Consider the following 19,081-nt stretch of genomic DNA (forward strand, 5'->3'; position numbering starts at 1 on the left):
CGGCGGGAAAGGGATGAAAATTGAAAAGTATGTGGTACCATTTTGTAAACGGCTGATGGCTTGTGGGAATTGTATAGACACCAATAACCATAGGGCTTTCAGCCGTTTTCGTATATACCTTCATGAAAAATATGGGTTAACGACAATAAAGAAATGGAATTCAGCCTATACATAAACTTACTTAACGATACGAAAGATCCCATACGACTTTATTCTTTTTCAACATATATGTGGGACAAGGAAAGCAAAAAGTACAAGCCATACCAAGGCTTAAATGCAACTTTTGAAACCGGTGAGAGTCTCTACCTAAAAGCTGGATCAGTCACCATTGATTCTCTTCTAGAAAATGGTGAAACCACTCTGGCAGTAAAGATGAAAAACCCATAACGATTATATTTTATGTAACATCACCCACAAAAAGGGAGGCTTTGCACCTCCCTTTTAACTTATGTCAACGATAACGCACAAGCCAGTAATAACATTCAGACAAAGCATTAAAACTCATTCTTGCAATATCTACATATCTTCGCTTCTTCCTTGACAAGTTCCGCACAAAACGGACACTTCTTCATACCTTCCAATAATTTCTTAGCCTCGACAGACTTCTGGTCTGTGGACATAATAAGTGCATGAGGTAAAGCCACAATGAAAAACAATGCACCATATAGCCACCAAAAGCTAAAAGACTTACCTTTAGTACGTGCAATCATTGCCGGTATTAGGCCTATGACAACTGCTATTATCAAAACATCCATATTATCTATCGTATACCTTTCCATCAGTTGAAAAATTGTAAAGAACACTACTATATGGCAACTTTAAAAGAACAGTCCCTTTATCTACGATTGCAGACATCACCATAGCACGACACAGCAAACTAACACCTCCCATCTCCCTCTCGCATACTCCATCTGCGCTATCGACAAGCTCAGTCTTATTCATCCGTAACATAACCAAAGTTCGCCCTTCTGGCACTACTCCAATTGGTTGTATTACGAAAAATGTCACCTGCGTCACAAGCACCAGTGACATCAACAAAAAAGAAAAAATAATTATCAATTTTCTACTCATCATATTCCCTTTATGAGATTTTTATAAAAATCAGCCCATACAGACCAATATATAATATAGAACTCCTTAGACCAAACCTCTTTACAATACAAACCTGAGCATCATCTGGCCTTATATAAAGAATTACAATAACCCATTAGACCCCTCATACTCTTCCATTTTCAAAAGTACTTTTTGAAGGCGCCTTAGACCTTTGCTTTTACCATAGTAATCCACCATCTTTCCCGAAACCCACCCCTGTAAATCTTCTATCTCAGGCTTTGGTATACCGGCCTCATACATCCGATCTTTTAGAGTGTGACGAAATGAATGAGAGGTACAACCAACAACGTGGTTCTTCAACCAGCCATTCACAGCAGCACTTGCATTATCATTCTTAAAAACACCATCACGATGATATTTAGGGAAAGCATAGATCTGGTTTTCGGAAGCCTTGGACTTTACCGCCTTAGCAGCTTCTAAGCTAAGACCAATTAAAGGCACATGACGGTCGGATTTTTTGGTTTTCAATTCCCTTCGATCATTGTCCTTTATCCTGACATAAGGCACATCAGAATCTAAGTGGAGATCTTCTAGCAGCAATCCACTGACCTCCCCACAACGACACCCTGTATTGAAGAGAAGCCCCGATATTTGAGCAGAGACCACATCAAGATTTAGTTCTATAGCTTCCTTCAGTTTCTTTATTTCTGCGTAATCACAGGCTTTACGCTTCTTAGAGTCCTTACCCAATCCTGGGATTGGTATATTATTGAACGGATTATCGACCCTAACATCATTCTCAAGCGAAAATTCTCTAAATAGCTTTCTAACACTACCTAAAGCTTTTTTGATAGTAGTGGTCTTTTTACCTTCACTTAGTAGCGCATCAACTGCATCGACAACATCTCTTGGTCTGATGTCATCAATAACACCACATAGATTCCCATTATGAAAATATTTAAAGAATCGTTTTATCTCGCCTTCTTTTTTCTTATTTCCAGAAACTTTCACCAACGCTCTTTGCTTAACATCTTCTAATGTAAATTTTTCTTCTCGTTTTAGGATCTGTAAAGCTCTACGTTGTGATGGTACTAAACGCGTGTCATCGAAATAACCACCAGCATCCGCGATCATAGAATACTCTTCTATCATCTCAGAAAAAGGGCTTCCGTCCTCATATGGGTCAGAGCCATTTCTAAAGACCGTTTGCCGATCTAAAGGCGCATCTTCCAGTCCAAACTTCTTGAGTTCCTTTACAGCTTTGTCCCTTTCGGCAGTACTCCTTAACTGCCTAAACTGGTCCTCATACTGTTTCGATAACCTCTGAACTCGTTTAACCGCTTCAGCCTCGTTTTTTGTTTGAAGGCTATAAACCAGCTCTCTTTTGCCCTCATAGTACTCCCTAAGATCCACAGGAATACCCTTACGAAAGAAATAAAGTCCAGATGGTCGTTGTTTCAGATACTTTACTGTCACGATAAAACAACCAGAAGTGGATAGTTGAAACCCACGCATACGCTACCCCAGATCACAAGGTTTGTAACCTGCTTTGTAACCACCGAAGAAAGGTATGAATAAAGGTTTCTCTTATAGTTCAATGACTTAACATTGAACCAAAGAGAAAAAATGGCGCGCCTGGAGGGATTCGAACCCCCGACCAACAGGATCGGAACCTGCTACTCTATCCAGCTGAGCTACAGGCGCCAGGAAGTGTTTGCAGGGCGCTAATGTTACGTATCTGCGGTCCATTTGCCAAGTGTTTGTTCCCACAGAGGAAGGCTGGTTACGGATTGATCCTTTGCTGATTAAAGCGCGTACAGCATTGCGGATCAGGCGATTAATCCAGGTCAAATTTCGCACAGAAAGAGGGTGAGAATTGCTGCTTTGCAGCGATTCCTCTTATACCTTTGCCAAAGCCCCGTTTCCGTTGTGCGTATTTACCGTTATAATGCCCGCCGATCAAGTTTTGCGCAGTGGAGTCTGCACACGCTCGTGAGGGGCATCCGGTAGGCCAGACTGCGAAATAATTTTAAATTTAGGATGATTGTGAGGTCGTAACTGTGAAGAAAATTGCTTCTATGCTGTGCGCTCTGGGGCTGGGCTTTATGCTGGCCACTTCCGTTCAGGCGGCTACTGAAGAAGAAAAAATTATTGAGCGTATCAAAGCGGTAGGCTCTGTCTGCGTAGAAGGCGATGACACTTGCGGTGGCGCTCCTGCAGTTGCTGCATCCGGCGGTGCGCGTTCTGCTGAAGACGTTTACAACACTAAGTGTGCTGCTTGTCACGGTACTGGTGTTGCTGGTGCTCCTAAGTACGGCACTTCCGAGTGGGCTGACCGCGCTGCGAAAGGCATGGAAACCCTGCTGGCGAACGCAATCAACGGTATCAACGCAATGCCACCACGTGGTACTTGTGCTGACTGTTCTGACGAAGAGATCGAAGGATCTATCCAGTACATGCTGGACAGCGCTAAGTAAGATCGACTTAGCCCGCGTCAAAAAGAAGGCCGCTATCAAGCGGCCTTCTTTGTGTCTGGCGTTTGGAATCAGTCAAAGCTATCCAGCAGGCTCGACAAGGTTTCCCGTCCACGGTTGCGGTTACGCACCGGACACGTTTCGGCACCGCCCTCAATCGCCAGGTCTTCCTGCGGCAATTCCGCCAGGAACCGGCTCGGAGCACAATCCACCACTTCCCCGTACTGCTTACGCTGGTTGGCCAGGGTCATGGTCAGCGTCTGACGGGCACGGGTGATCCCTACATAGGCCAGACGACGTTCCTCCTCGATGTTGTCGGTCTCGATGCTGTTACGGTGCGGCAGCAACTCCTCCTCCATTCCCATCAGGAACACGTGTGGAAACTCCAGCCCCTTGGAGGCGTGCAGGGTCATCAGCTGTACGCGGTTGTCGTCTTCGTCCTCCTGCTGCTGGTCCAGCATATCCAGCAATAGCAGACGGGCGATGGTTTCCTTCAGACCCGCATCCGGATCGTCTTCCTGCAGTCGTTCCAGCGTATTGCGCAGGGAGTCGACCAGGAACCAGACATTCTGGATGCGTTTGTCACCCATCGCCTCGCTGGAGCTGTTCTGGCGGATCCAGCCTTCGTAATCAATATCCTTGATCAATTCACGCACCGCTTCGATCGGGTCACCCTGCTCGCTCTTTTTGTAGATGTAGTTCATCCATTTGCAGAAGCGGCGCAGACGGTCCACCGCTGCCGGTGGCAACACCTGTTCCAGACCCAGTTCTTCACAGGCCGCGAACATACCAATCTGGCGCTCAACCGAGTACTGCCCCAGTTTCTGCAGGGTGCTCGGTCCGATTTCACGGCGTGGCAGATTGATGATACGCAGGAAGGCGTTGTCGTCATCCGGGTTCACCAGCACCTTGAGGTAGGCCATCAGGTCCTTGATTTCGGCACGGGCGAAGAAGGAGGTGCCGCCGCTCAGTTTGTACGGCACTTGGTAGGACTGCAGCTTCATCTCCATCAGACGCGCCTGGAAGTTACCGCGATAGAGCACGGCAAAGTCCTTAAACTGAATCTTCTTACGCAGATGCTGATCAAGAATTTCAGTGGCGATCCGTTCACACTCGGCGTCTTCGTTACGGGTGTGGATAACTCGCAGTTCGTCACCCACGCCCATCTCACTCCATAGGGTTTTCTCAAACACGTGGGGGTTGTTGGCGATCAGGGTGTTGGCCGCTCTCAGGATACGACTGGTCGAGCGGTAGTTCTGCTCCAGCTTCACCACCTTCAGCGACGGGAAGTCTTCGTTCAGCTGCACCAGGTTTTCCGGACGCGCACCACGCCAGGCGTAGATCGACTGGTCGTCGTCACCTACCACGGTCAGAGCACCGCGGTGACCGACGATCTGACGCACCAGACGGTACTGGGAGAGGTTGGTGTCCTGGTACTCATCCACCAGCAGGTAACGGATCTTGTTCTGCCAGCGCTCCAGCACGTCCGGGTGATTGGCGAACAGTTTTACCGGGATCAGGATCAGGTCATCAAAATCGACGGCATTGTAGGCACGCAGGTGGCTGTTGTAGGCCTCGTAGGCTCGTGCAGCCAGAATGTCGTTGGGCAGCTGCGCGGTGGACAGCGCCTGCTCCGGCTCCACCATGTCGTTCTTCCAGTTGGAGATCTGGTGCAGCACCGCGTCCACCTGATCGGTGTCTTCGCCGTTGTGCAGCATCAGGTCCTTCAGCAGCGCCTTGCTGTCCTGGTCGTCAAAGATCGAGAAGCCCGGTTTAAAACCCAACACCTTGTGCTCTTTGCGGATGATATTGAGACCGAGGTTGTGGAAGGTGGAGACCGTCAGGCCCTTGCTATTTTTACCCACCAGCAACGCCGACACACGCTCCTTCATCTCGCGTGCCGCCTTGTTGGTAAAGGTCACCGCCGCCACATTGTGTGCACCGTAGCCACACTCATTGATCAGGTAGGCAATTTTCCGGGTGATTACACTGGTCTTGCCTGAACCGGCGCCGGCCAGTACCAGCAACGGTCCACTGATGTAGTTAACCGCCTCTTGTTGACGGGGGTTTAATCGAGCCATTTACACAGCGCTCCGGAAATTAAGTAAAAACAAGTACTTGATTATCAATTCAAAAAAGGTAACTTCTGATGGTCGTTTAAACAGAAATTGACACATAACACACTGAGAACAAACAAATTAAAACGTTCGTTTGAAATCCTGTTCAAGAACAATATATGATGCAGCTATCGCCGGATCGCAATTATGACATGTTCGCATTGCTACAGCATGGCTCCGTTCAGCCCATAACCCTAGGCGTAAAGGGGGACACGCCCGATGTTATCGGCACCCAAACAGCTTAAAAGCACCCAGCCTCGGTTACTGCTGATCGATGGCGTCAGTGGTTGCTGCACCCGATTGCAAGAAACTCTGGGCCTGACCGCTCAGCATCTGCACTGCTTCAGTACACTGGAGGCTTTAACCGCCGAACCACTGAATGCAGACGATATTGTTCTTTTAAGTCTGGGCCACTTTGACAACAGTGCCTTCCAGGGCTTGCGTGTGCTTACTGCCCAGTTGCCTACGCAGCCGATCATTGTACTGGCTCCGGCGATCAACAGCGACCAGGGTGATGCACTGATCCGTCAGGGTGCGAGTGATTTTATTTCACTTGACCAGACCAGCCCAGAAGCGGTGTTACGCGCCTTCCGTTATGCCCGTGACGCTCACAACGACAAGGCCGAGATCAACCTGCTGCGTAACTCCGACCCCCTCACCGGCCTTGGTAACCGACGTAGCTTCTACCAAAACATTATGCAGCTGATCAGCCAGGTTCAGGACGGCAAGCAGCAGATCGCATTGCTGACCGTTGATCTGGACGGCTTCAGCAAATTTAACGGCCAGTGTGGCCCCAAAGCCGCGGACGAGGTGATCGTACAGCTGCGCGACCGCCTGCTGAGCGCCGCCCCTAACGCACAAAGTATCCACCGCTTGGGCAATGACGAGTTTGCCATCACGCTGACCTGTACCCCGGATGAGGATCTGCACGACCTCACCCGCCAGCAACTTAAAAGCCTGCTGCCGCAGACCAACATGCCGTTTCGCGCTGCCAATCGCCGTTCCATACTGCCCGGCAGTATCGGTGTCGCCTATTGCCAACCGGGAACAGCGGTGGAGCTGGACGAACTGATCCGTCGTGCCGCCATGGCACGCCTGCAGGCAAAACAGGAACATCCCGGCACCTACCGCATCTACGATCCGGCGTTTGACCAGCAAGAGAGTGTGGCCAGCGAGCTGGAGCCAGAACTGGCCTTTGCCCTGCGCGCCAACCAGTTTGAGCTGTTCTTCCAGCCACAGATCGACCTGAAGACCGGCAAAATCGCCGGTGCCGAAGCGCTGATCCGATGGCGCCACCCCAAGCGGGGCCTGATCATGCCGGGCGAATTTATCTCGCTGGCAGAACGCAACGGCATGATCATCCCGATCGGCTACTGGGCGATCCACCAGGCGGGGATGAAGCTGAAAACGCTGCAGCTTGAGGGCTACGACGACTGCCGCATCAGTGTGAACTTGTCGTTCCGCCAGTTCCAGGACAGCAACCTGCCCCACACTATTCACCGCATTATCAGCCAGAATGAGATCAACAGCGCGTTTCTGGAATTTGAGCTGACCGAATCGGCCCTGATCAGTGACGAGCAGCATGTGGGTTACTGCCTACAGGAGTTGTCCAACCTGAGCATCGATTTTGCCCTGGACGACTTTGGCACCGGCTACTCCTCCTTCGCGCTGCTGCAGAAACTACCGATCAGCACCCTGAAAATCGACCGCTCCTTTATCCGCAACGTGGCCGATAATCCCAACGATGCCGAAATCGTGAGAGCCATTATCAATCTGGCCCACAGCCTGGATAAGAAAGTGGTTGCCGAAGGCGTGGAAAACACCGCCCAGCTGGATTGGCTGATGCAGAACGACTGTGACCAGGTGCAGGGTTACCTGTACGGCCCGCCGGTACCGTTCAAGGAATTTATGCGGATGCTTGAGAAGGCATAAGCCCGCGTCGGTAACTCAGCGCCTCCAACAGATGTGCGGTTTCCACCTGCTCGGCCCCCGTCAGATCGGCAATGGTACGCGCCACCCGCAAGATTCGGTGAAAGGCACGGGCCGACAGTTGCATCTTCTCCAACGCATTCACCAGCAGTAACTTGTCTTCCTCACTGATCGCGCAAACCTTTTCCAGTTCCGGGCCATCCAGCGCCTGATTGCAGCAACCCTGCCGTTCAATCTGACGCTGCCGCGCCGCCACCACGCGCTCACGTACCTGGGCGCTGCTTTCGTTACTGCCGGTGTGCTCCAGCATCTCCGCTTTGGAGATCGCATTCACCCACAACTGCATATCGATACGGTCCAGCAACGGACCTGAGATTTTGTCCTGATAACGGCGCACCATATCGGGGCTGCACCGGCAACGGTCACTGCCGTCGTTGAAATATCCACAGGGGCAGGGGTTCATGGCGGCGACCATCTGGAAGCGTGCTGGGAAACTGCACTGGCGTGCGGCCCGAGAGATCAGAATCTCGCCCGATTCCATCGGTTCACGCAGCACCTCCAGCACCTTGCGGCTGAACTCGGGCAGTTCATCCAGAAACAAAACGCCCTGATGCGCTAACGAGATTTCACCGGGGCGCGGACTGCTACCCCCGCCCACCAGCGCCACGGCTGAAGCGGTATGGTGCGGGGCCCGAAACGGACGCCGCCCGCTGATTACATCCCCGCCAGCCCCTGCCACCGAATACACAGCAGCCACATCCAGCCGCTCCTGTTCCTCCATCAACGGAAGTAAGCCGGGCAGGCGGTTGGCGAGCATGCTTTTTCCACTACCGGGCGGACCGGCCAAAATCAGGTTGTGCTGGCCAGCGGCCGCGATCTCCAGCATGCGCTTGGCCTTGCTCTGGCCTTTTACATCACGCAGATCGGGATAGCTCGGTACACCGTGCACAGCGTCGTGTTCAGCCGTGTATCGGGCGACCGGTTCGCTACCCATCAGGTGCGCTACCAGCTGCAGCAGGTGGTTGACCGGGTAGATCGCCAGGTTACGCACAATGCCCGCTTCCGGTGCATTCTCTTCCGCCAGGATCAGGCTATGTTCCCGCTCATCACAACGGATCGCCGCCGGCAGCACACCCCGTACCGGACGCACTTGTCCGGATAATGCCAGCTCCCCCAGAAACTCGCGCTGCTCCAGCGCTTCCATCGGAATCTGCTGGCTGGCGGCCAGGATGCCAATGGCGATCGCCAGGTCATAGCGGCCACCCTCTTTAGGCAGATCCGCCGGGGCCAGGTTGATGGTGATACGGCGTTGGGGGAAGGTAAAACCGGAGTTGATCAGGGCACTGCGCACCCGTTCGCGGCTTTCACTCACCGCTTTTTCAGGCAAACCAACAATAGACAGTGCAGGCAAGCCACCGGACAGGTGTACTTCAACGGTGACTTCTGGGGCTTGGACACCCACCTGGGCGCGGGTGCGGACTACGGCAAGAGACATAGAACATCCTTCCTTGGAGAAACAATGTAGGCAGTACCGGTGGCGACAGAATCCGTTATCAACCGGCCGGTACTGTTTAGATCAATCGGTCAGGCGTCGCGCTCGGACAGCTTCTGCTCCATTTCGGTAACCAGTGCTTCCAGTTGCTCGACCTTTTCACGGGTGCGCATCAGCACCGCTTTCTGTGCATCGAACTCATCACGGGTGACCAGATCCAGGCGATTAAAGGTGCCCTGCAGGATCGCACTCACCTGCTCTTTCATCACTTCTTCACCCGGCAGGTTCGCGTTCCCGGACATCAACTGGGAAAACTGTTCACTCAACCCATCGATCAGTTTCTGGTTAATCATTGTGTGCCTCAAAAATATGCATTTCTCAGATCCCGACTATAGCAGGTTACGACGCACTATTGGGGAGCGCACTACTTTGGTGCACGCACCCCGATTGTGCACTGCCTGCACACAGCTCTATGCCCCCAAATCGGGCTTTAACACCCAGCAAACAGCCCTACATTTTCTCAACACCCTGTTTTAAAAGGATTTTTCAAAACATGGCACAACCCTCGCAGTACACAGAGCAAATCAATTGATTCATTTGGGCTGCGACATCAGCTTGCAGCATAAACAGAGTATCGGGGGATAACACAAATGAAATTGGTATCTGCGGTTATCAAGCCGTTCAAATTGGACGACATCAGGGAAGCGCTTTCAGAGATCGGCATCGCCGGCATCACTGTGAGTGAAGTAAAAGGTTTTGGCCGTCAGAAAGGTCACACCGAACTGTACCGAGGCGCAGAGTACGTTGTGGACTTTCTGCCAAAAGTGCGCGTAGACGCAGCTGTAGCTGACGAACTGGTAGACCAGGTTGTAGAAGCGATCAGCAAAGCAGCTCAGACCGGCAAGATCGGCGACGGCAAGATTTTTGTTCTGCCGCTGGAGCAAGCGATCCGTATCCGTACCGGTGAAACCGGCAACGAAGCACTTTAATCCCAACTTTTTAAGATTTTCTGGAGAACTTACCAATGGAAGAACTTCTGAATTCAACAGCTGGCGACGTAACCCAGCTTAAGTATGCACTGGATACCTTCTACTTCCTGGTGTGTGGTGCCCTGGTAATGTGGATGGCAGCAGGTTTTGCCATGCTGGAAGCGGGTCTGGTACGTGCGAAAAACACCACCGAGATCCTGACTAAGAACATCGCCCTGTACGCGATCTCCTGCACCATGTACCTGGTATCCGGTTACGCCATCATGTACGGCGGCGAATACCTGCTGAGCGGCATCACCGGCGACGGTTTCACCGGTGCTGAAGAGCCAGCAACCTACGCGCCATCTGCTGACTTCTTCTTCCAGGTGGTATTCGTAGCAACTGCAATGTCCATCGTATCCGGTGCGGTTGCTGAGCGTATGAAGCTGTGGTCTTTCCTGGCATTTGCAGTCGTGATGACCGGTATCATCTACCCACTGGAAGGTTCTTGGACGTGGGGTGGTAACGACGTATTCGGTATGTACAACCTGGGCGACCTGGGCTTCTCTGACTTCGCAGGTTCCGGCATCGTACACATGGCAGGTGCAGCTGCTGCTCTGGCTGGTGTTCTGGTACTGGGTGCGCGTAAAGGCAAATACGGTAAGAACGGTTCTGTGAACGCGATTCCAGGTGCGAACCTGCCGCTGGCCACCCTGGGTACCTTTGTACTGTGGTTGGGTTGGTTCGGCTTCAACGGTGGTTCCGTACTGGCGACTTCCGATGTGTCTAACGCGAACTCTGTAGCTGTTGTATTCATGAACACCAACGCCGCTGCTGCCGGTGGTGTGGTTGCCGCACTGATCGTAGCTCGCCTGCTGTTCGGCAAAGCGGACCTGACTATGGCACTGAACGGTGCGCTGGCTGGCCTGGTAGCGATCACTGCAGAGCCTTCTACTCCAACTGCCCTGCAGGCGACCCTGTTCGGTGCTCTGGGTGGTGCGCTGGTCGTATTCAGCATCCTGGCGCTGGATAAAGTGAAGATCGATGACCCTGTTGGTGCGATCTCCGTACACGGTGTTGTAGGTCTGCTGGGTCTGCTGCTGGTACCGGTAACCAACGGTGACGTGAGCTTCTCTGGCCAGATCATCGGTGCGTTGACCATCTTCGGTTGGGTATTCGCAGCAAGCCTGGTGGTATGGCTGGCAATCAAAGCAGTGATGGGTGTACGCGTATCCGAAGAGGAAGAGTACGAAGGTGTAGACCTGGCGGAGTGTGGTATGGAAGCTTATCCGGAATTCACTTCCGCTAAGTAATCCAATCCGCTCAATACTTTAAGGGTGCTTCGGCACCCTTTTGCTGTTTTTATAATCAGCTCTGAGCAAAGTTGACGAATTGTGGGTATACTAGGTCAAAACTTGCTTTTGAGTATTAATTGTCTCGCGCCCCCAGAGGGCGACAAGAAGACATAATAGGAGAACGTTATGAAGCTGGTCAGCGCGGTAATCAAACCGTTCAAACTGGATGACGTGCGTGAAGCTCTGTCCGAAATCGGTATCCAGGGTGTAACCGTTACTGAAGTAAAAGGATTCGGTCGTCAGAAGGGTCACACCGAACTGTACCGTGGTGCAGAGTACGTTGTGGATTTCCTGCCAAAAGTAAAAATCGAAGTGGCAGTGGACGACGACATGGTTGATCAGGTTATCGAAGCGATCGCTTCTACTGCAAACACCGGCAAAATCGGCGACGGCAAAATCTTCGTTATGCCGCTGGAGCAGGTTATCCGTATCCGTACCGGCGAAAGCGGTCCGGACGCGCTGTAAGCATACGCCCCCGTATTCTCGAAAAAGCACCCAGATGGGTGCTTTTTTTGTGCCTGTTCGGCAGCTATTCCAATGTTTACTTCCGTAGTCATGAACGTTGACGGACGTTCCCCACCGTTCGTACGCCGTTCCCCGCCGTTGTCCCCTTTTTAAACAAACAACAACTTACCCAATCAATCTGAGTCTAAACTGAGGGTATCGCCCCATTGAAGGAGGTGCCGGATGACTCACGTATTCAACCGCCAGACGTTTGACGAAGTGATGATGCCCAATTACGCCCCTAGCGCGGTTATTCCCGTGCGTGGCGAGGGTTCGCATCTCTGGGATCAGGACGGACGCAACTACATCGATTTTGCCGGTGGCATTGCCGTAAATGCGTTGGGCCACTGCCATCCTGAACTGGTCAAGGTACTCACCGACCAGGCGAAAACCCTCTGGCACCTGAGCAACGTGTGGACCAACGAACCGGCGCTGAAGCTCGCACAGCAGCTGTGTCAGCTGACCTTTGCCGACAAGGTCTACTTTGCCAACTCCGGGGCAGAAGCCAACGAAGCCGCGTTAAAAGCGGCACGACACTGGGCGGTCGAAACCTTCAGTGCCGACAAACACGAGATCATCGCCTTTAATAACGCCTTCCATGGCCGCACCCTGTTTACCGTCAGCACCGGCGGCCAGCCGAAATACAGTCAGGGGTTTGGCCCTACACCTGGCGGCATCACCCACCTGCCCTATAACGATATCGACGCGCTGGATACCCGCATCTCCCACCACACCTGCGCAGTAATCATGGAACCGATCCAGGGCGAGGCAGGCATCATTCCCGCCGACCACGATTTTGTACGCCGTGCCCGCGAACTGTGTGACGAAAACAATGCCCTGCTGATCTTCGACGAGATCCAGACCGGGGTGGGCCGTACCGGTGAACTCTATGCCTACCAGAAGCTGGGAGTGACACCAGACATCCTGACTACCGCCAAGGCCCTGGGCGGCGGTTTCCCGATCGGCGCCATGCTCTGTAATGATCAGGTGGCCAGCGTGATGGGTATCGGCACCCACGGCAGTACCTACGGCGGTAATCCACTCGCCTGCAGCGTGGCCTCCAAGGTGCTGGATCTGGTGAACGATCAGAAACTGCTGGACGGCGTGCGCGAACGCCACCTGCTGTTTATGGACAATCTCGACGAACTCAACGAACGCTGTCATCTGTTCCACCAGATCCGCGGCGAAGGCCTGCTGATCGGCTGCGAGCTGCGCGATCGCTGGAAAGGTCTGGCTCGCGACCTGTTGGTCAAAGCGCAGGAGGTGGGCGTGATGGTCCTGATCGCCGGCCCCAACGTGGTGCGTATGGCCCCCTCCCTGATTATCCCTCCCGAAGATATCGATGAGGGTCTGAAACGTTTTGGTATTGCCATGGCCCAGTTCCGCGAAGAGCACAGCGAGGAGAGTGACGCATGAAACCTGAACTGCACGAGAGCGCCCAACCGATACTGCAATGGCTGGATCAGCGTCGTGCCTGGATGGAGGATCGCCTGCTGGAACTGGTCAGCATCAACAGCGGCAGTCACAATCCGGTGGGGATCGACCGGGTGGGCGAATACTTTGCAGCGCTCTTTGCCGATCGCCTGGAAGCGGCAGTGGATAAGTTCAGCCTCGATCCCTGGCAGCGCGTCGACATGCAGGGACAAGTGGTGGAGCAGGAGCTGGGCAGCTTATGGCGCATCCGCAAACGCCCGGACGCCCCCATTCAGGTACTGCTCTCCGGCCACTTAGACACGGTCTTTGGTGCAGAATCGGGCTTCCAGAAAAGCACCTACCTGGACAAGAACACCCTCAACGGCCCTGGTGCGGCCGATATGAAGGGCGGTATTCTGGTGATGCTCTGCGCCCTGGAAGCGCTGGAACAGCACCCGGACCACTACAACGTGGGCTGGACGGTGCTGCTCAACCCCGACGAGGAGGTGGGTTCGCCCGGCTCCGCCGGTTGGTTTGCGCGCGAAGCACCCCGCCACCACCTGGGTATGTTGTATGAACCGGCCCTGCCCGATGGCAATCTGGCGGGGGGTCGCAAAGGTAGCGGCAACTTTACCCTGAGCATCGGCGGCCGCAGCGCCCACGCCGGTCGCAACCCTGAGGAGGGACGCAACGCTATCAGTGCCGCCGCCCACGCCATAACGCTGCTGGAGCGGATCAACGGCGCCCGCGAAGGCCTGACCCTCAACACCGGAATCATCGCTGGCGGGACCACCACCAACCAGGTGCCGGACAGCTGTGTGGTGAAATTCAACGTGCGTATCCGTCAGCCGGAAGATGCCGACTGGTGCCTGACCCAGCTGGAAAACGTGCAACTGACCATCAACCAGGCCGAAGGATTTAACGCCAGCCTGCACGGCAGTTTTGGCCGTATGCCCAAGGTGCTGGACGATGCCCATGTCGAGCTCTACAGCCTGCTGCAGAGCTGTGGCCATCAGTTAAACCTGGATCTGAACTGGCAGTCCACTGGTGGTGTATGTGACGGCAATAACCTCAGCACTCACGGCCTGCCCAACATCGATACGCTGGGGGTACGCGGCGGACTTATCCACAGCCCCGACGAATTTATCTGTCTCGACAGCCTGACCGAGCGCGCCAAGCTCAGCGCCCTGTTGCTGATCACCCTGGCCCACGGTGGATTACCTGACAGTCTCGCCGAGCGGGAGGTACAGCGATGAACACTGACGACTTGCGCAGCCTGCTGGACGCGATGTGGCAGGATTTCCTCAAGCTCAATCCCGATGCGCGCCGGATCCACCAGCTGTTTGCCGAACGCAACCCCACCATCATCAATGACCATATCGCGCTGCGCACCTTCGACCTGCCAAGGGTAAACATCCGGGCGATCGCCAGACCCTTTGTCGAAGGTGGCTACAAACCCCGGGGAGAATATTACTTCCCGGTGAAGAAACTGTTTGCCGAACATTTTGAGCATCCGGACAGCACCCTGCCCAAGCTGTTTATCAGCGAGCTCCATGTGGACCAGCTGTCTAACAATGCCGCCGAGATCATCCATCAGAGTGTCAGCCAAATCCCGGATGACGCCATCGCGGCGCCTGGCTTCTGCTACTCCGGTCGTCACTGGTCGCTGAACTCCGATATGTATCAGCAGTTGCTCAGCGAAAGCGAGTATGCCGCCTGGATGTGCGCCTTCGGTTACCGCCCCAGCCACTTCACCATCCTGGTCAATGCTCTGCAGTCGCACCGCTCTATCGACGCGGTGAACGACTTCCTGCTGCAGCAGGGTATCCAGCTCAACAACGCAGGTGGTCTGGTGAAAGGCTCCCCGGAAGAGTTCCTGGAGCAGTCCGCCACCCTGGCGAAACCGATCCTGGTACCGTTCAGCGACCGCAATATGGAGATTCCCGGCTGCTACTACGAGTTTGCCCAACGTTATCCCCTGGCCAACGGCCAGCTCTATCAGGGTTTTGTGGCGGCCTCCGCCGACCGCATCTTTGAGAGTACCGATGTTCACCGACAGTCCTGAGCCCACGGCTCAGAGGTTGCGAATCAGGGAGGCAACACATGAAAGTGATACGACCTATTTGCGCCGACGATCTGGATATCCTGCACCAGATCGCCATCGACACCGGCCCCGGCTTCACCTCGCTGCCGGATAACCGGGAGCTGCTCGAACAACGCATCAGCGCCACCCAAAAGGCGCTGCACAGCGACATCCAGCAGTGCGGCCCCGAGCACTACCTCTTTGTGATGGAGGAGACTGACACTGGCGAGGTGGTGGGCACCTGCGGCATCGACGCCGCCGTGGGCCTGACCTCCCCCTTTTACCATTACCGCATCGGTACCGTGGTACACGCCTCCCGCGAACTCAAGGTGCACAACAGCTTCCGCACCCTCTACCTCTGCAACGACTACACCGGGTGCACCGAGGTCTGCACCCTCTATCTGCAGCCCGACGCCCGTCACTCCGCCAACGGCAGCCTGCTCTCCAAGAGCCGCTTCCTGTTTATGGCCGAGCACCCGCAACGCTTTGCCAAAAAGGTGATTGCCGAGATGCGCGGTTACACCGACGAGCAGGGCCAGTCGCCGTTCTGGGATGGCCTGGGTAAACGCTTTTTCTCCATGGAGTACAGCGAGGCGGACTACCTCACCGGCTCCGGCAACAAGGTATTTATCGCCGAGCTGATGCCCAAACACAGCATCTATATCCACCTGCTGCCGGACGAGGCACAGGCCGTGATTGGTGCGGTACACCCCAATACGGAACCGGCCCGTAAGATGCTGGAAAGTGAAGGTTTCCGTTACGAAGAGTATGTGGATATCTTCGACGGCGGCCCGACCCTCGCTATCCGCCTGGACGATATCCGTGCAATCCACAACAGCCGCTATCAGAAGGCTCACATCGGCGAAGTTGACGAGTCTGGCCCCGAGTTCCTGATCAGCAACACCGGCCTGGCCGATTTTCGCTGTACCAAGGCCCATATCAACAACAGCGGCAGTATCACCACCATCAGTCAGGCCACCGCCGACGCACTGCAAGTCAGCGCGGGCGACACCCTGCGCATTGTCGAACTGAAGGGGAGAGTCACATCATGAACCCGGTCGCATCGTTGTTTATCAACGGCAACTGGATTGCCGGCGAAGGCACAGCGATGGAATCGCTCAACCCGGGCAACGGGGATCAGATCTGGAAAGGCCGCGCCGCCACCAACAGCCAGGTCGATGATGCGGTGCAGGCCGCGATCAACGCCTTTCCCGCCTGGTCGGGCCACACCTTCGAGCAACGCGTGGCCCACGTCCGCCGCTTCAACGAAGTGGTGGAGCACTACCGCACCCTGATCGCCGACACCATCGGCCAGGAGACCGGCAAACCGTTCTGGGAAGCGGAAACCGAAGTCACCGCCTTGCTGGGCAAGGCCGAGATTTCCATTCAGGCCTACCTGGATCGCACCCCCAGCCATGAAGACAGTCAGGCGGGATTGACGACCCGCCTGCAGCACCGTCCCCACGGCGTGGTGGCGATCTTTGGCCCCTATAACTTTCCTGCACACCTGCCCAACGGCCACATCATGCCCGCACTGCTGGCGGGTAACACCATCGTGCTGAAACCCAGTGAGCTGACGCCCCGTACCGCTGAATTGCTGGTGCATCTGTGGCAGAAAGCAGAGCTACCGGACGGAGTACTGAATTTGGTACAGGGCGACCGGGAAACCGGCGCGGCCCTCGCCTCCCATCCGCAGATCGATGGCCTCTACTTCACCGGCAGTGCCACTACGGGTTGTTACCTGCACGAGCAATTTGCCGGTCAGACTGAGAAGATCCTGGCGCTGGAGATGGGCGGCAACAATCCGCTGCTGGTCACCGAAGTGAAGGATATCCAGGCGGCGGTGTTTCATACCATCCAATCCGCCTACATTACCTCCGGGCAGCGTTGCACCTGCGCCCGCCGCCTGATCGTACCGAAGGACCATGCTGGCGACCGTTTTATCGACGCGTTACGCAAAGCGGTGGGCCAGATTCAGGTAGGGGCATACAACCTGCAACCGGCGCCATTTATGGGGGCGATGATCAGCAATACGGCTGTGGATAACGTGATGGGTATGCAGCAGGCACTGATCGAACACGGCGCCGAACCTCTGGTGGCATTGCACCGACCGGATCCGCAATACGCCTACCTGACACCGGGATTGATCGATGTAACCGGGGTAACAGACCGGGAGGACAAAGAATGCTTCGGTCCGCTGCTGCAGGTGATCCGGGTCGCCGACCTGGATGCGGCCATCCTTGAAGCCAATAACACCCGCTTTGGTTTGTCTGCGGGTGTGTTGAGCGACAATCCACAGGTGTTCCACCAGTTCGACCGCACTGTGCGGGCCGGACTGATCAACTGGAACCGCCCGCTCACCGGCGCCTCCAGCAAGCTGCCGTTTGGCGGCACGGGTATCAGCGGCAACCACCGCGCCAGTGCCTGGTATGCGGCGGATTACTGCGCCTACCCGGTGGCGTCCCAGCTCAGCGAACGGCTGGTGTTGCCCGAGGCACAACCACCGGGCCTGACACCACCTGCTGAAAGCGACTGATCAGCTCTGTGCCATCGGCACCCGGATGGTCACTTCCAGACCACCCTCCGGATGGTTGCGTGCTTCAATACTGCCGTTCAGGCGCTGTACGGCACGTTGGGCGATACTCAGTCCCAGACCGTAACCGTTGTTCTTGCTGGTGCTGCGGTAGAACGGCTCGAACAGGTGTTCCAGTGCCGACTCGGACACACCAGTACCGTGGTCACGGATCGTGATCACACACTGGTCGGCATCATCCGTCAGCATCACATCGATCGCCACATCCTCTTCGGTGTGTTTGCAGGCGTTGCCCAGGATGTTGTTCAGCGCCCGCTCCAGCAGCGCCCGGCTGCCTTCCACCTTGCAGTCACAGTCGACGTTGAGATTCACCTCGCGCCCGGCGTTGGAGAAACGCACATCCTCGATCATCTCCTGCAGCAGATTCTTCAGCTCAAACGCCGGTCCGGCCGCTTCACTGTTCTCCAGCTTGGAGAGGGAGAGAATCTCGCCGATCAGCGCGTCCAGACGTTGGCATTCACGGATGATCCGCTGTACCACCTTGTCGTCATCGCCCCAGCGTTGCTCAGCCAAACCGGCTGCGGCCTGCAGGCGTGCCAGCGGTGCCCGCAGTTCGTGGGACACATCCTGCATCAGTTTTTGGTGGGTATTCAGCGTCTGCTCCACATACTCGGCCATGCGGTCAAAGTCCTGGGCCAAAGCACCGATTTCGTCGCCACGACTGCGCAGCGCTTCGTCAGTTCGGGTATCCAGCTCGCCGCTGTAGATCGCCTGGGTATGATCTCGCAGACGGTTGATCGGCCGCACGATAATCCAGGTCACCAGACAGGCGGCGATACCCGACATCAGCAGGATCTTAAAGCCGATCTGGAAGGAGATCACGATACGGAGAATATGCAGGATCGACGCGTGTTTTAGGTCAAGCGCCACATCCACGCGGTAATTGCGCAAGTGATCGGAGGTCATATCAAAGCTGATCACCTCAAACGACTCGGGCCATGCATCATTTGGCCCGATCACCAGATTGTCATTGTCCAGATCGGTAATGCGGATCAGGTTACGCTTCTTCCAACGGTCAAAGAGTTCTTTGCGGTGTGGTCGCCGAGCGTGGTCGTCCCGATCCCAGTCACCGTGACGTTCAAAACGCCAGGGCCGAATAG

Annotated in this window: 15 protein-coding genes and 1 tRNA gene; 10 read left to right on the forward strand and 6 right to left on the reverse strand. The window is 54.8% G+C overall.

The window, feature by feature from the left end; all coding sequences use genetic code 11:
* Positions 1-1,194 precede the first annotated feature (1,194 nt).
* Both ACEQ15_RS00340 and ACEQ15_RS00345 read right to left on the reverse strand, forming a co-directional pair.
* Positions 1,195-2,568 (reverse strand): tyrosine-type recombinase/integrase, encoded by a 1,374-nt coding sequence (locus ACEQ15_RS00340; RefSeq protein WP_370276949.1) that lies wholly within the window; start codon positions 2,566-2,568, stop codon positions 1,195-1,197.
* Between the two features lie 112 nt (positions 2,569-2,680).
* Positions 2,681-2,757: transfer RNA gene (locus ACEQ15_RS00345), tRNA-Arg, on the reverse strand.
* Between the two features lie 401 nt (positions 2,758-3,158).
* Here ACEQ15_RS00345 and ACEQ15_RS00350 point away from each other — a divergent pair.
* Positions 3,159-3,530, forward strand: coding sequence for a cytochrome c5 family protein (locus tag ACEQ15_RS00350; RefSeq protein ID WP_370276965.1), 372 nt, complete (start codon positions 3,159-3,161; stop codon positions 3,528-3,530).
* Between the two features lie 68 nt (positions 3,531-3,598).
* On the opposite strand, the gene rep is transcribed toward ACEQ15_RS00350, so the two are convergent.
* Entirely contained in the window at positions 3,599-5,608 is a 2,010-nt protein-coding gene (gene rep, locus ACEQ15_RS00355; RefSeq protein WP_370276950.1) for a DNA helicase Rep, read from the reverse strand.
* A gap of 255 nt (positions 5,609-5,863) precedes the next feature.
* Here rep and ACEQ15_RS00360 point away from each other — a divergent pair, with 255 nt between their 5' ends.
* Positions 5,864-7,576: an EAL domain-containing protein gene (locus ACEQ15_RS00360; protein WP_370276951.1), complete on the forward strand. Its 1,713-nt coding sequence runs from the start codon at positions 5,864-5,866 to the stop codon at positions 7,574-7,576.
* On the opposite strand, the gene ACEQ15_RS00365 is transcribed toward ACEQ15_RS00360, so the two are convergent.
* Together ACEQ15_RS00365 and ACEQ15_RS00370 are read right to left on the reverse strand one after the other, a co-directional pair.
* On the reverse strand, positions 7,551-9,068 hold the full coding sequence (locus tag ACEQ15_RS00365; RefSeq protein ID WP_370276952.1) for a YifB family Mg chelatase-like AAA ATPase: 1,518 nt from the start codon (positions 9,066-9,068) through the stop codon (positions 7,551-7,553). The genes ACEQ15_RS00360 and ACEQ15_RS00365 overlap by 26 nt on opposite strands.
* Before the next feature lie 89 nt (positions 9,069-9,157).
* Positions 9,158-9,418 carry an accessory factor UbiK family protein gene (locus ACEQ15_RS00370; protein ID WP_370276954.1) on the reverse strand — a complete coding sequence of 87 codons (261 nt, stop codon included), beginning with the start codon at positions 9,416-9,418 and terminating at the stop codon, positions 9,158-9,160.
* Between the two features lie 297 nt (positions 9,419-9,715).
* Between ACEQ15_RS00370 and glnK (ACEQ15_RS00375) the strand changes: the two genes are divergently transcribed.
* The 8 genes from glnK (ACEQ15_RS00375) to astD all read left to right on the forward strand — a co-directional run bounded on the left by glnK (ACEQ15_RS00375) (position 9,716) and on the right by astD (position 17,924).
* A complete protein-coding gene (gene glnK, locus ACEQ15_RS00375) occupies positions 9,716-10,054 on the forward strand; it encodes a P-II family nitrogen regulator (protein ID WP_370276955.1) in 339 nt (112 codons plus the stop codon).
* 35 nt (positions 10,055-10,089) lie between these two features.
* A complete protein-coding gene (locus tag ACEQ15_RS00380) occupies positions 10,090-11,346 on the forward strand; it encodes an ammonium transporter (RefSeq protein ID WP_370276958.1) in 1,257 nt (418 codons plus the stop codon).
* Between the two features lie 168 nt (positions 11,347-11,514).
* Positions 11,515-11,853, forward strand: a complete 339-nt coding sequence (gene glnK / locus ACEQ15_RS00385; protein WP_282352562.1) for a P-II family nitrogen regulator — start codon at positions 11,515-11,517, stop codon at positions 11,851-11,853.
* A 222-nt stretch (positions 11,854-12,075) separates the two neighbouring features.
* Positions 12,076-13,308, forward strand: coding sequence for an aspartate aminotransferase family protein (locus ACEQ15_RS00390; RefSeq protein WP_370276959.1), 1,233 nt, complete (start codon positions 12,076-12,078; stop codon positions 13,306-13,308).
* Positions 13,305-14,561 carry a hydrolase gene (locus ACEQ15_RS00395; protein WP_370276960.1) on the forward strand — a complete coding sequence of 419 codons (1,257 nt, stop codon included), beginning with the start codon at positions 13,305-13,307 and terminating at the stop codon, positions 14,559-14,561. The genes ACEQ15_RS00390 and ACEQ15_RS00395 overlap by 4 nt, the downstream gene beginning before the upstream one ends.
* The gene (locus ACEQ15_RS00400; protein ID WP_370276961.1) at positions 14,558-15,370 is read left to right on the forward strand and encodes a DUF1338 domain-containing protein; all 813 of its coding nucleotides are present in this window, start codon (positions 14,558-14,560) and stop codon (positions 15,368-15,370) included. The genes ACEQ15_RS00395 and ACEQ15_RS00400 overlap by 4 nt, the downstream gene beginning before the upstream one ends.
* 38 nt (positions 15,371-15,408) lie before the next feature.
* The gene (gene astA / locus ACEQ15_RS00405) at positions 15,409-16,440 is read left to right on the forward strand and encodes an arginine N-succinyltransferase (RefSeq protein WP_370276962.1); all 1,032 of its coding nucleotides are present in this window, start codon (positions 15,409-15,411) and stop codon (positions 16,438-16,440) included.
* Positions 16,437-17,924: a succinylglutamate-semialdehyde dehydrogenase gene (gene astD / locus ACEQ15_RS00410; RefSeq protein WP_370276963.1), complete on the forward strand. Its 1,488-nt coding sequence runs from the start codon at positions 16,437-16,439 to the stop codon at positions 17,922-17,924. Before astA ends, astD begins: the two co-directional genes overlap by 4 nt.
* Here astD and ACEQ15_RS00415 read toward each other — a convergent pair.
* Positions 17,925-19,081, reverse strand: a 1,157-nt coding sequence (locus tag ACEQ15_RS00415; RefSeq protein WP_370276964.1) for a sensor histidine kinase, incomplete at its 5' end; no start/stop codon positions are given.

It is taken from the genome of Pontibacterium sp. (genome assembly GCF_964228735.1).
GTDB lineage: Bacteria > Pseudomonadota > Gammaproteobacteria > Pseudomonadales > Balneatricaceae > Pontibacterium.